This is a genomic window from Cupriavidus sp. R6-3 (assembly GCF_059772245.1).
This window is the reverse complement of sequence record NZ_JCBAJO010000196.1, coordinates 1-8824: the sequence shown is the minus strand read 5'-3', so window position 1 is coordinate 8824 and position 8824 is coordinate 1. Positions and strand designations below refer to the sequence as shown.

The following is an 8824-nucleotide window of genomic DNA, read 5'->3' as shown; positions in this document are numbered from 1 at the left end:
GCTGGCCCATGGGGCGGGGCTGATGCTGGTGCCGCTCTATCTCGGCCTCTGCGGCACCGCGGCCGGCACGGGCCATCAGGCCGCGGCCTCGCTCGCCTTCGGCAACGCCGGCATGGCCGTGCTCGTCGCGCTGGTCCACACCGCGGCGATGATCGCGGGCGGCGGCGCGATGGCGTGGGTCGCCTATCGCCACGTCGGCCTCGCGCTGGTATCGCGCAGCTGGCTCAATACCGACGCCGCCTGGGCGTTGAGTCTCGTGCTGGTGGGTGGGATGTCGCTGATGGCGGCGACGGCGCGCTGAACGTACCTGCATGCCGAACGCGCCCAGCGCAGCCGAAAGGTGTAGCGCAACGGGCTCCGCTTCCCACACCAGAATTTTCATCCAATGAAAATCTGATCGCTTCGTTTGACGCTGCTTTCGGCGCCGCCCTACCCTGTGCCGCACAGAGTTTCCATTGACGAAACCAGCGTGCGCCTTGGCGCCGAGGAGACAAACCGATGAAGCGTCATTCCCCTGCGCGGCGCGCCCTGCTCGCCGCGATGGCGGTGCTGTGCGGCGCGGCCGTTCCCGCGATGTCGGCCATCGCCGCCGAGGCCTTCCCCAGCCGGCCCATTCGCCTGATCGTGCCGTTCACGCCGGGCGGCACCACGGACATCCTGGCGCGGCTCGTCGCGCAGAAGGCCGGCGAGGTACTGGGGCAGCCGATGGTGGTCGAGAACCGTCCCGGTGCGGGCGGCAACATCGGCGCGGAGGCGGCCGCGCGCAGCGCCGCCGACGGCTACACGCTGCTGATGGGCACGCTCGGCACGCAGGTCACCAACCAGTTCATCTATCCGCGCATGCCGTATGACAGCGCCAAGGACTTCGCGCCGGTGACGCTGGTCGCCAATTCGCCCAACGTGCTGCTGGTCAACGGCACGCTGCCGGCCAACTCCATCGGCGAGCTGATCGCGCTGGCAAAGCGCGAGCCCGGCAAGATCAACTACGCGTCGACCAGCACCGGCGGCTCGCCGCATCTGTCGGGCGAGCTGCTGAACATGATGGCCGGCGTCAGGATGCAGCACGTGCCGTACAAGGGCGCGGCGCCCGCGATGACGGACCTGCTGGCTGGTCAGGTCAACCTGATGTTCGACAACCTGCCCTCCGCGCTGGCGCAGATCCAGGGCGGCAAGATCAAGGCGCTGGCCGTCACCGGCGTCAAGCGTGCCTCGGTGCTGCCGTCGGTGCCGACGGTGCGTGAATCGGGGTTGCCGGACTACGAGGTCAATTCGTGGTTCGGCCTGCTGGCGCCGGCAGGCACGCCGACCGAGCGCGTGCGCCAGCTGCAGCAGGCCGTCGACAAGGTGCTGGCGATGCCGGACGTGCGCAAGCGCATCCAGGAACTCGGCGCCGAACCCGGCGGCGAGGGCTCGGCGGCCTTCGCGGCGCAGATCAAGGCGGATACCGACAAGTGGTCGCGCGTGATTCGCAGCGCGGGGATCAAGGCGCAATGAGCGTGCTGCACGTATCGGACGTACCGCACGTACTGCACGTACCGCACGTCGTGCACGTACGGCTCGTATGGCACGCACGACACGTACCGCAGGAGAGAAGGACCCAGGCATGACGGACACCATGACTCGCAGCAGCACCCTTCGCATCGGCTCGGGATCGGGCTGGTGGGGCGATCGCGTCGAACCCGCAGAACGCTCGGCGCGCCTCGGCAAGCTCGACTATCTGTGCTTCGAGACGATGGCCGAGGCCACGGTCTCGGCCGCGCAGGTCCGCAAGCGGCGCGACCCGGCCTTCGCCGGCTACGACACCTATCTCGACGAGCGCATGCGCGCGGTGCTGCCGCACTGCATCGCCAACGGCACGCGCATCGTCAGCAATCAGGGATGGATCCATCCGCTCGGTGCCGCCAGGCGCGTGGCCGAGCTGTGCGAGGAGCTGGGGTTGCCCGGCGTCAGGATCGCGGCGATCACGACCACCGATTTGACCGGCAGCATCTGCGAGCTCGACCTGACGCTGCTGGAGAGCGGCGCGCCGGTGTCCTCGCTGCGCGGCACGCTGATCAGCGCCGAGCCTTACGAGGGTGCCGCGCCGATCGTCGAGGCCTTGCGCGCCGGCGCGCAGATCGTCATCACGGGCCGCGTCGCCGATCCCTCGCTGTTCCTCGCGCCGATGATCGCGCATTTCGGCTGGTCCCCCGACGACGTGACGCGTCTCGCGCGCGGCAGCGCCATCGGCCATCTGCTCGAATGCGGCGCGCAGGTGACCGGCGGCTACTTCGGCGATCCGGGCTACAAGGACGTGCCCGAGCCGTGGAATCTCGCCTTCCCGATCGCGGAGGTCGAGTCCGACGGCAGCGCGGTGATCGCGAAGGTCGAAGGCAGCGGCGGACGCATCGATCTGCAGACGGTCAAGGAGCAGATGTTCTACGAGGTCCACGATCCGCGCCGCTATATCACGCCGGACGTCATCGTCGACTTCTCGACCGCGGTGCTGGAACAGGTGGGGCCGGACCGCGTGCGCATCGACGGGGTGTCCGGACTGCCGGCGACCGACACGCTGAAGGTGTCGCTGGGCTGTACCGAGGGCCATATCGGCGAGGACATGTTCTTCTATGCGGGCCCCGGCTGCCTGGACAAGGCGAAGCTGGCCAGGCGCATCCTCGAGGAACGCTTCGCCATCGCGAAGCTGCAGGCCGACGAGCTGCGCATCGACTTTCTCGGCGTCAACGCCGTGCATGGGGCCGCCTCGCCCGAACCGGCGTGCGAGCCGAACGAGATCGCGGTGCGCGTGGCGGCGCGCACGCGCACGCGCGAGGAGGCGGCCAAGGTCGGCCGCGAGATCGACAGCATGGCGGTCTGCGGGCTGGCGTCCACCGGCAAGCGCGTGCCGCATCAGGACCGGACCCGCGAGATCATCGGCGTCTGGTCGGCGCTGGTGCCGCGCGATTTGATCCGGTCCGAGATCCACTATCTGTGAGGAAGCGTCATGCGCGTACCCCTGCGGCGCCTCGCCCATAGCCGCTCCGGCGACAAGGGCAACACCTCGAACACGGCCGTGATCGCCTACGCGCCCGAGTTCTATCCGCATATCAAGGCGCAATTGACGGCGGCCGCGTTCAAGTCGCTGTACGGCACGCTGATCGCCGGCGAGGTGACCCGCCACGAGGTCGATGGGCTGCAGGTGCTGAACTTCGTCGCCGAGGGCGCGCTCGGCGGCGGCGTGTCGCGCAGCCTGGCGATCGACAACTATGGCAAGGCGCTGGCCAGTGCGGTGCTGCGTTTCGAGGTCGAGATCCCGGACGAACTAGGGCCGTTGCTGCGCGGGCCGGCGCGATAGGCGCACCGCCGTCACGCGCGCTGTCCCGCGCGCTGTCCCGCGCGTTGTAACCCGGCCTGCTTCGCCCTGCGGCGACAGCGCCGAGCCCGTCCACGCGCTGGCGATGTGGCTTGCCTCCGCCCGCAGGCGCCGCGCAAGGACCGCCTCGCGCGCGCGCAAGCGTACCGTCTGGGCCGCGACGCTGAGCGCGCCGATGGGCCTGCCCTGGTCGTCGAGAATCGGCACCGCGATGCCGCCCATGCCTTCGACCACCCAGTCGAGAAACATCACGTGCCCGCGCAGGCGGGCCGCCTCGATCTCGGCGGCGATGGCGGCGGCGTCGAGCCGCGGATAGTTCGCCAGCTTGCGCGAGGTCTGCTGCAGGCGGCGCGCCCGTTCCGGCGCCGGCAGCCACGCCAGCACCGCCAGGCTGCCCGCCCCCACGCCGAGCGGCCGGCGCGTGCCGACCGAGACGTAGTTCGCGCTGAGTGCAACCGTGCCCGGCTCCACGTCCGAGCAGAGCGCCTCGCCGCGGCTGGCCTCGGTCAGCACGGCGGTATCGCCGAATTCCTCGACCAATCGCTGCAAGGCCGGGCGTGCCAGCTTGCGCAGTTCGGCCCGGCGCTGCGCGACGTCGGCCAGTTGGAAGATCTCCGGACCGATGCCGTAGCGGCGCATCTCGTCGCGCGTGGCGAAGCCTTCCTGCACCAGCAGGTCGAGCATGCGCGACGCGGTGGCGGGATCGAGCCCGGTCGCGCGCGCGACATCGCTCATGCGGCGCACTTCGGGATCGGACAGCGCGCGCAGCACGGCAAGGGCGCGCTGCACCGGTGAGGGACGCGACGGCATGGCGCGACGTTCAGCGCGCCGGCGTGCCGGCCAGCGTATCGCGCTTGATCTTCTTCGCCAGCGACCACTTGTGGACCTCGGTGGGACCGTCGTAGATGCGAAAGGCCCGCACCTCGCGCAGGATCTGCTCGACGATGGTGTCGCGCGACACGCCCAGGCCGCCCATGATCTGCACGCAGCGGTCGGCCACGCGGTACAGCGCCTCCGACACCGCGACCTTGGCCATCGAGCTCTCCGCCGTGCCCGCCGCGGCCCCGTCGAGCACGCCGGCGCACCAGTCGATCATCAGCGCGGCCTGCTGCAGGTCGATCAAGTTCTCCGCCAGCATGAAGCCCACGCCCTCATGGTCGATCAGCAGCTTGCCGAAGGCCTTGCGCGTGGTGGCATACGCGCGCGCGATCTCGTCGGCGCGCACCGTGCCGCCGAACCAGCGCATGCAGTGCGACAGCCGCGCCGGCGACAGGCGCACCTGCGCATAGCGGAAGCCCTCGTTGACCTCGCCGAGTACCTGGTCGGCCGGCACGCGCAGGTCGTCGAGCAGGATCTGCGCATGGCCGCCGGGCATCGAGCTGTCGATGGTGTCGATCACGCGCTCGATGCGGATGGCCGGATGCGGCAGGTCCACCAGGAACATCGTCGCCTGCGCGTGTTCGCCGTCGCCGGTGCGCGCCATCACGATGCCCACCCGGGCCCCTTCGGCGCCGGTGATGAACTTCTTGCGGCCGCGGATGATCCAGTCGCCGCCGTCCTGCGTCGCCGTGGTCTGCAGCATCGAAGGATCGGAACCGGCCCCGCCCTCCTCGGCCGGCTCGGTCATGAAGAAGGCGGAGCGGGCCTCGCCGCGCACCAGCGGCTCCAGAAAGCGCTGCTTCTGCGCCGGCGTGCCGACCTTGCCAAGCAGGAACATATTGCCCTCGTCCGGCGCCATCGTATTGACTGCAACCGGTCCCAGCGGCGACAACCCCGAGCGCTTGAGCACGGCCGCGGTTTCCAGCTGCGTCAGGTGCGATCCGTCGGGCAGGATATGCGGCGTCATCACGCCCGCGGCGCGGGCCTTCGCGCGCATCTCGTCGATCAGTTCGCTGGTCGGCCCGTGCGCCGTGCAGCGGGGATCGGCTTCATAGGGGACGACGACATCGCGGACAAATCGCTCGACGCGATCGGCAATGACGCGGCTGCGTTCGGTGGGGCACGGGGTGAACATGCTGGGTGTCTCCTTGGGGTCGGTCGCGCTCGCAGATGGCTTTGCATGCTGCGTGCCCGCCGCCGATGGTGGTCGCTTGTGTGACCCGATTGTATGGGATTCCCACTCACTGGCCGCGGACCATCGCCACCTTGTCAGCGTTGCCCTCGTTTGAATTTTCGACGAACGATTGCCTGCGGTCATCTCCGTGCACGCGCGCCTCGCCCAGGCACGATGACCCGCAATCCGTTGAACAGACCCATTCCGCGGCTTGCGCCGCTATGCACGAATCTCTCGTCGCACCGTGGCATCAATCCTGCAAGCCCCTGCCCCATGCGTCCGTCCCGGCACAGGAGGTAAGGCATGAAGGAATGGCTCGATCTGAACGTCTTCTTGGGCATCCCCGCGCTCAACTGGCTGCATGCCGGCATCGCCGCCGTCGTCAGCTATCTGGTGCTGGTCACGCTGCTGCGCTTCACCTGCGCACGCCTCGACCGGCTCGCGGCCCGGACAAAGCCGGTGATCATCGACCGCATGGCGGACATGCTGCGGCATACCTCGCGCTTCGTGCTGCTGCTGGCCGCGCTGCTGATCGCCGTCGACTTCCTCGATCTGCCGCCGAAATGGGCCGGCCGCATCGGCCATCTGTGGTTCCTGCTGATCGGGCTGCAGATCGCGATCTGGATCAATCATGCCGTGACGCTATGGACGTACGACAGGCTGACCGGCACCGGGCCGACCGCCCACAATCCCGTGTTCACCACGGTGATGGCGTGGGGCATGCGCGTGATGCTGTGGTCGGTGCTGCTGCTGGCGGTGCTGGCCAATATGGGCGTCAATATCACGGCCTTCGTGGCGAGTCTGGGCGTCGGCGGCGTGGCCGTGGCGCTGGCCGTGCAGAACATCCTCAGCGACCTGTTCGCGTCGCTGGCCATCGGCCTGGACAAGCCCTTCGAGAACGGCGATTTCATCGTGTTCGGCGACATCGCCGGCAGCGTCGAGCGCATCGGCCTGAAGACCACGCGGCTGCGCGCGCTGAGCGGCGAGCAGATCGTCTGCAGCAATACCGAGCTGCTGAAGACGACGATCCACAACTACAAGCGCATGGCGGAACGCCGCATCCAGTTCAATTTCCGCGTGACATACCAGACGCCGCCGGACACGCTGCGGCGCATCCCGGAGATCGTCGAGGCGGCCGTCGTCGCCGCAGGCCGCACGCGCTTCGACCGCGCGCATTTCAAGGGCTTCGGCGAAAGCGCGCTGGAGTTCGAGGTCGTCTACTTCGTCACCGACCCGGACTACAACCTGTACATGGATATCCAGCAGTCGATCAATCTGGCGATGGTGACGGAGCTGGCGAAGCTTGGCGTGGAGTTTGGGGTGCCGGTGCGCAAGGTGCAGGTGGTGGAAGCGCAGGGAGGCGCGAAGGAAGAAGCCGAGGCCGCTCGCAGCGGGCCGCGCGATGCCGGCGAGCGCGAGCGTGGATGGGCGGGACAGCAGCTCGGTCGGCGCCATGCGTGACCGCCTCAAGGTGGAAAGCCAGCGCCCGCGAGCCAGAAATGCGCAAGAAAACAGGCCAAAAAAACAAAACCCCGGAAGACCGCGATCTTCCGGGGTTCCGCCGCCATGTACCGATGTACTGGCGGAGACGGAGGGATTCGAACCCTCGATCCAGGTTTTGGCCCGGATGCTCCCTTAGCAGGGGAGTGCCTTCGACCTCTCGGCCACGTCTCCCAAACTTGCGTTGTGCGAGGGAGGCCGCACAACGAAGCGCGTATTCTAGCGAGGGTGTGGCAATTGGTCAACGACGAATCGATGACACCGCACTTGCCTGCCCTCGCCAGGGCCGGCGCGCGAATGCGCCGGAATTCAGGCCTGTTCCAGCTCGAACGCCTTGTGCAGCGCGCGCACGGCCAGCTCCATGTACTTCTCGTCGATCAGCACCGAGATCTTGATTTCCGAGGTCGAGATCATCTGGATATTGATGCCCTCTTCCGACAGCGTGCGGAACATCTTGCTGGCGATGCCGACATGCGAGCGCATGCCCACGCCGACCACCGAGACCTTCGACACCTTCGGATCGCCCGACACGCTGGCCGCGCCGATATGGCCCTTGACCGCGTCGTTCAGGATCGCCAGCGAGCGCTGGTAGTCGCCGCGCGGCACGGTGAAGGTGAAGTCGGTCTTGCCCTCGACGGACTGGTTCTGAATGATCATGTCGACGTCGATATTGGCGTCGGCGATCGGGCCCAGGATCTGGTAGGCGATGCCGGGCTTGTCGGGCACGCCGAGAACGGTGATCTTGGCTTCGTCACGGGCAAAGGCGATGCCGGAGATGACGGCTGCTTCCATGTCAGGGTCTTCCTCAAAAGTAATCAGCGTGCCCGAATGCATTTCCTGCTCGAGCGGCATCAGGGGGTCGGTCAGCGACGACAGCACGCGCGTCTTGACGCGGTATTTGCCGGCGAATTCCACCGAGCGGATCTGCAGCACCTTGGAACCGAGGCTGGCCATTTCCAGCATTTCCTCGAAGGTGATGCGGTCCAGCCGGCGCGCGTCTTCGACCACGCGCGGGTCGGTGGTGTAGACCCCGTCCACGTCCGTATAGATCAGGCACTCGTCGGCCTCGATCGCGGCGGCGATGGCGACGGCCGAGGTATCGGAGCCGCCGCGGCCGAGCGTGGTGATGTTGCCCAGCGCGTCGATGCCCTGGAAGCCGGTGACGATCACCACGCGGCCCGCGTCGAGATCGCCCAGGATGCGCTCATCGTCGATCGACTCGATGCGTGCCTTGGTGTACGACGAGTCGGTCTTGACCGGGACCTGCCAGCCGGTATAGCTGATCGCGTCGATGCCCTCGCCGTGCAGCGCGATGGCCAGCAGCGCGACGCTGGCCTGCTCGCCGGTCGAGGCCAGCATGTCGAGCTCGCGCGGATCCGGCTGCGGCGAAATCTCCTTGGCGAGTCCCAGCAGGCGATTGGTCTCGCCCGACATGGCCGAAGGCACCACGACTACGCGGTGACCGGCGCGGTGCCACTTGGCCACGCGCTTGGCGACATTCTTGATGCGTTCCGTGGAACCCATCGAAGTGCCGCCGTATTTGTGAACGATGAGAGCCATCTTCTTGTCGACGCCAGCGATTGTGCAAAACCACTGAAAATACACCAAGCACCGGCGCGCGGCAAGGCGGAATAGCGGGCGTTTGGCCTTGTCAAGCCTTGCCGGAGCGACGTCTCGTGCGGTAGGCGGCGTGGCGGGCGCCGCGGGGACCGCTGCCATGAGCCGCCCCAATGAGGGCGTCCCATGAGGGCGGGAGCCCGAGCGCCGGGCCTGAGTTCCGGGCCTGAGTTCCTGGCCTGAGTTCCGGGCCATGGGCCCCGGGCTGGGCCATGGGGCCGGGGTTATGCACCGGTCACTGCGGCAGCCCGGCGGCGCCCGGACCCCAGGCCTGCCATTCGACCCGCCAGCGCGGGGCCGGCGCG

7 protein-coding genes, 1 tRNA gene and 1 pseudogene are annotated in these 8824 nt (G+C 68.0%); 5 read left to right on the top strand and 4 right to left on the bottom strand.

The genetic code is table 11. The features are described 5' to 3' along the window. The 4 genes and pseudogenes from AC6EI8_RS21070 to AC6EI8_RS21055 all read left to right on the top strand — a co-directional run. Positions 1 to 301, top strand: a pseudogene (locus tag AC6EI8_RS21070) (hypothetical protein); the annotation flags it as partial. Positions 302 to 498: 197 nt separating this feature from the next. Beyond that, positions 499 to 1494: a Bug family tripartite tricarboxylate transporter substrate binding protein gene (locus AC6EI8_RS21065; protein WP_226109085.1), complete on the top strand. Its 996-nt coding sequence runs from the start codon at positions 499 to 501 to the stop codon at positions 1492 to 1494. A 121-nt stretch (positions 1495 to 1615) separates the two neighbouring features. Continuing rightward, the gene (locus AC6EI8_RS21060; protein WP_265633448.1) at positions 1616 to 2971 is read left to right on the top strand and encodes an acyclic terpene utilization AtuA family protein; all 1356 of its coding nucleotides are present in this window, start codon (positions 1616 to 1618) and stop codon (positions 2969 to 2971) included. A 9-nt stretch (positions 2972 to 2980) separates the two neighbouring features. Beyond that, on the top strand, positions 2981 to 3331 hold the full coding sequence (locus tag AC6EI8_RS21055; protein WP_498382777.1) for an AtuA-related protein: 351 nt from the start codon (positions 2981 to 2983) through the stop codon (positions 3329 to 3331). Here AC6EI8_RS21055 and AC6EI8_RS21050 read toward each other — a convergent pair. Together AC6EI8_RS21050 and AC6EI8_RS21045 are read right to left on the bottom strand one after the other, a co-directional pair. Beyond that, on the bottom strand, positions 3299 to 4159 hold the full coding sequence (locus AC6EI8_RS21050) for an IclR family transcriptional regulator (RefSeq protein ID WP_498382776.1): 861 nt from the start codon (positions 4157 to 4159) through the stop codon (positions 3299 to 3301). The genes AC6EI8_RS21055 and AC6EI8_RS21050 overlap by 33 nt on opposite strands. Positions 4160 to 4169: 10 nt before the next feature. Further along, on the bottom strand, positions 4170 to 5363 hold the full coding sequence (locus tag AC6EI8_RS21045) for an acyl-CoA dehydrogenase family protein (protein WP_498382775.1): 1194 nt from the start codon (positions 5361 to 5363) through the stop codon (positions 4170 to 4172). Positions 5364 to 5705: 342 nt separating this feature from the next. On the opposite strand from AC6EI8_RS21045, the gene AC6EI8_RS21040 reads away from it, so the two are divergent. Further along, the gene (locus tag AC6EI8_RS21040) at positions 5706 to 6863 is read left to right on the top strand and encodes a mechanosensitive ion channel family protein (RefSeq protein WP_498382774.1); all 1158 of its coding nucleotides are present in this window, start codon (positions 5706 to 5708) and stop codon (positions 6861 to 6863) included. A 119-nt stretch (positions 6864 to 6982) separates the two neighbouring features. On the opposite strand, the gene AC6EI8_RS21035 is transcribed toward AC6EI8_RS21040, so the two are convergent. Both AC6EI8_RS21035 and AC6EI8_RS21030 read right to left on the bottom strand, forming a co-directional pair. Beyond that, positions 6983 to 7076: transfer RNA gene (locus tag AC6EI8_RS21035), tRNA-Ser, on the bottom strand. A 135-nt stretch (positions 7077 to 7211) separates the two neighbouring features. Beyond that, positions 7212 to 8462: an aspartate kinase gene (locus AC6EI8_RS21030; protein ID WP_149319263.1), complete on the bottom strand. Its 1251-nt coding sequence runs from the start codon at positions 8460 to 8462 to the stop codon at positions 7212 to 7214. Between the last annotated feature and the right edge of the window lie 362 nt (positions 8463 to 8824).